Below are 4,067 nucleotides of genomic sequence, written 5' to 3'. Positions count from 1 at the left end.
GCCGTCTGGGGTGGATTCGGCTGCGGTCCAGACGAAATGCGAATGGTCGGACAGTTGGTCACCATGGGCGGCCACGTCAGAGTAGGACTAGAGGACAATATTTATCTTCGACGTGGCGTGCTGGCCTCCAACGCCGAACTCGTCGAAAATGCGGTTGGGATCATCGAGCGCATGGGCGCCAGCGTCGCCACACCCGCTGAGGCGCGAGCAATTCTTGGTGTCAAGAAGCGCGGGTAAACACACGAGGATCCGGCATGGCTAACGTCATGCCGGATCCTCGGCCGCTGGAAACGCCGAGTGTCATCCGTCTGCTCACATGCTGCAGTCGCAGCGCGTCGGGTGACGCCACCTGCGTTAGCATGCGCGGCCTCCTGCATTTGATTCTGGTACTGTCGCGATTGCCAGAACACATCGACAGGTCGTCAAGAGTGTCAAAGTGGGGCAAGCTGTCTCGGCCATTCATCTCTCGTCCGCGAGGCGGAATCAGACACACTTTGGCTCTCCAGCGCGTAGCTGCGGAGAGCGCTTTCCAGAACGAATGGATTGCGTCAGATCGTTGGCGACCATAGTGAACCGGCCCGATCCTGATCACGATACTTTTAGCTAGCACCAGGGGACCATCGCGTTGACTGTATGATAGGCGCCAGCCTCAAGTCCACGGTGTACAGACACGCATCCAGCTCCGTCGCAACAAGACTCGGAGGATCTGTAGACTGCGTAAGCCACCACAGCTTTGCGCGTTTAATCGGTTCAGGGGCGATCTCCTTGGCGATTCCGTCAAAAGTACCGCTGGCGCGCAGTACTCCAGCATAAAGATGGAATAGCTGCAGTTATTCATCCAGAATTTCGCTCAAGATGTTTCGGTTTTAAGCTCCAGCATTCGACTGGCTAGGGGAGAGATATTAAGTGGACAATAAGCGTCCCGCGCCGCAAGGGCTGTGGAAGAGCTTCCATACGGTTCCCGATCAGGAATCCAGAGTCAATCGCCGGGATATTTTGCGTGCTGCTGCTGCGGCTAGCCTCCCTGTCGAAACCGACGAGAGCTTCCCATCCCTGTAGACAAACGTCCACGCACCGTGCTTCGGGTAGTCGGCATCAGTTCCTTTGCTTGAAAGGCACCACCCTATGGATAAGAAAAACCCTAACCGCTCGGGCGCGGCCTGTTGTGATTTCGCAAATCCAGCCGGCAGCTACGATTGCATTGGTTCGACCGCAACAAACATTGCGGACGGATTTACATTGGTTGCCGTCGGGGACCTCATCGTCACAAGGGCGCTTACCAAGACACGTGATCCTGACTTTGACGCCGTGGTGCGGATTCTCCGTGAAGCCGATGTAACGTTTGGCAACATGGAAACTAATATCTTCGACATTCGTCAGTTTACCGGAGCTCCGCAAGCCCAGTATGGCGGAGCGTATCATGTCAGCTTGCCCGAGCTCGGGCCGGACCTTAGAAAGATGGGTTTCAATCTTCTCAGCTACGCGAACAATCACTCACTGGACTGGGGTGTCGAAGGCATGCGCGAGACGTGCCGGGTACTCGATCGGAACGAAATTATTTACGCGGGCGTGGGTGAGAACCTCGCACAGGCGGGCGCGGCCCGCTTCCTTGAAACAGCCCGGGGTCGTGTGGCGTTGGTTTCGTTCGCTTCGACTTTCACGCCGCTTTCCCGTGCTTGCGACCCCGCTGGCGAGGCTCCCGGCAGGCCGGGCCTCAACGGACTTCGGCTAAACCAAACTGTGGTTGTTATGGCGGAAATGCTTCAAAGCTTGCGTGAATTGCGAGATGCCTTGCCCGATGCTAAATTTGGCGCCCAACCGACCCCAGTTGCGGTGAGCGGGACGACCGAAATCGAACCCGATCAGAACGGAGCCGCTAAGGGGTCAACCGACGTCATAGTCGCTGGCGTGAGATACAGATCAGGGGGCAAACCTGGCTATAGTTTCGAGCCGGACCCTCGGGACATCGGGGGGATTTCTCGGAATGTACGCCGTGGGAAGCAATTCTCCGATTTCTGCATTGTTACAAACCACGGCCACGAGCCAGGGAATTGGAGCCAGGAGCCGCCCGACTACGAACAAGCGTTAGCGCGCATGCTCATTGACACCGGCGCGGACGCGTACATCGTGCACGGACCGCACCGGCTGCGAGGCATCGAGATCTACAAGGGGCGCCCGATCTTCTACAGCATCGGCAACTTCGTCATGGACGACCTGCGAACGCCGGTAGGCGCCGACATGTTTTCAGTCCATGGCAAGGACCCAAGGTCTAACACCGACGCGGAGGTCACCGCGGCGGAGATGGAAGCGGGGTTCGCGGACCCGGTCTTCTATGAAAGCATCATTACGGTCAGCCGATTTGAAAAGAACGAGCTCGCTGAATTGCGACTCTATCCCATCGAACTTGGCTTCGCGAGACGGTTTGCCAATCGAGGCGTGCCGCGGCTCGCGGCGGGGTCTCAGGCAAGAGCTATCCTGGATCGTCTCCAGGAGCTGTCTCAGCCGTTCGGTACCAAAATCGCAATCGAGGACAACATTGGAATCATTACGTTATCGGCTCCTGCGGAGCGTGCGACCTGTCCTCACATCGATGCGCGATGAACGTCGCAAAGACACGTCTTTGAAAGTCGCCATTCGTGCGGCGATTTCCTTTCTAAAGATCGTGCCGCATGCCGTGGCGCTTGGGCGTCCAAACAGCTTGAGGAAGTATGCAGATGCCAAAATCAACACCGCTGTCGGACCCTCGACGTTTTACCAAGTCGGTGCCCACCGTATCGGGTCCATGGTTCTATTCGAAATAAAATATCCAAGGACGCAGGCGGCTCGCTCAGCAATACCAGTCCATCGGCCCTTTAGGCGCCCATCGACGGAGGCGGCAATGTATTCGCTACGCCCTGGTCGGAGCAGCGGCTTCCCTCTAGTTGGGTCGGCTTGCCGGCTCAAGTCTTCGAATAAAAAGTGCAAGCTCTAACCGATCGGTTATTTCCAGATCGACATCTCTCAACTCATCCTGAAGGCAGGCTCTACTTCTACGTCGCCATCGATTGCACCAGCAAGTTCGTCTTCGCGCAATAGTCAAGACGACAGGAAGAACCTTAGCCTCGGCCTTCCTCGAAGCTCTGATCGCACCTAAGTGGCTTAAAGCCAGAGAAGCGCCGGGGGATTTGATGGTCCCCCGCCAGACCTGACTCGCCATTCATTCTGTTCGCCTCTGCAGGTCTGCCGCCGCTCCATATTCTGCGAGTTCTGTGGGAGAGTGCGACGAAGTGTCTGCGCCACCATATGTCCTTGTCCGACAGTCCGCCGACGGACTCAGGACGACGGAGGGACTGATCAGCGTTGAAAGCGCAAGAAAGCGCCTCCTTCGCAGGATTTTCCGCGTTCAGGGTCAATTTTTACCGCATTTAGCGTCGGGCCCTTTTACAATCGGGAAGATTATCCGGTTCTGCCTCACGCGATGAAGCGTCCTGACCGCAACTGGCACTGCTTGCAATGCTTGAGTTGCGGTCCGTCGTGCGAATGGATGTTTCCCGGCGCATGCCACGTATCCCTCGGGCGGCCGCCGCCTTGTGAAGTTCGGGCGTCTTTCTGAGGATGTGACCTTAAGTCTAGCCTTGAGGTGCAGCGAATGCAGGTGAAGGTATTGGGAGCCGACGCTCAGCGCCTTGATACTGGGCTATCCGGTGGCGCTTGCTCTCTTTCGCCCGATCAACGGCGCCCTTTATCCTGATTGTGGTGCTGCTGCCGTTTTGGACGTCGGTGCTGGTACGCACCTACGCCTGGATGGTGTTGCTCGGTCGTCACGGCATGATCAACGAGGCGCTGATGGCGCTCGGTGTGATTGAACAGCCGCTCCGGCTGCTCAATACGACGCTTGCGACGAAGATCGCAATGAGTCACATCTTGTTACCCTATATGATCCTGCCGATCGCTAACGCGCTGCGGCAGATCGATCCCTCGCTGGCGCTGGCTTCCTCCGGTCTGGGCGCCACTCCCTGGGCTACCTTCCGGCAAGTGACGTTTCCCCTATCGTTGCCCGGGGTGGCGGCCGGCATGTTGCTGGTTTT

The 4,067-nt window shown here is 57.4% G+C and carries 3 protein-coding genes; all 3 read left to right on the top strand.

Going from position 1 to position 4,067, the window contains the following annotated elements:
* On the top strand, nucleotides 1–237 hold a 237-nt coding region (locus tag RAD10_RS41290; protein ID WP_461621951.1), incomplete at its 5' end, for a 3-keto-5-aminohexanoate cleavage protein.
* Nucleotides 238–1,125: 888 nt separating this feature from the next.
* Nucleotides 1,126–2,601 carry a CapA family protein gene (locus RAD10_RS41285; protein WP_461621950.1) on the top strand — a complete coding sequence of 492 codons (1,476 nt, stop codon included), beginning with the start codon at nucleotides 1,126–1,128 and terminating at the stop codon, nucleotides 2,599–2,601.
* A gap of 1,089 nt (nucleotides 2,602–3,690) precedes the next feature.
* A partial coding sequence (locus RAD10_RS41280; protein WP_461621949.1) for an ABC transporter permease occupies nucleotides 3,691–4,067 on the top strand: 377 nt, incomplete at its 3' end.

The sequence above is a fragment of the Bradyrhizobium sp. 23AC genome, assembly GCF_054863025.1.
The sequence above is the reverse complement of the archived record's forward strand: the minus strand, read 5'-3'. Positions and strand labels throughout refer to the sequence as shown.

Excerpts from the sequence above, each read along its gene's own strand:
- RAD10_RS41285 (WP_461621950.1), top strand. The coding sequence starts at position 1,126 with ATGGATAAGAAAAACCCTAACCGCTCGGGCGCGGCCTGTTGTGATTTC.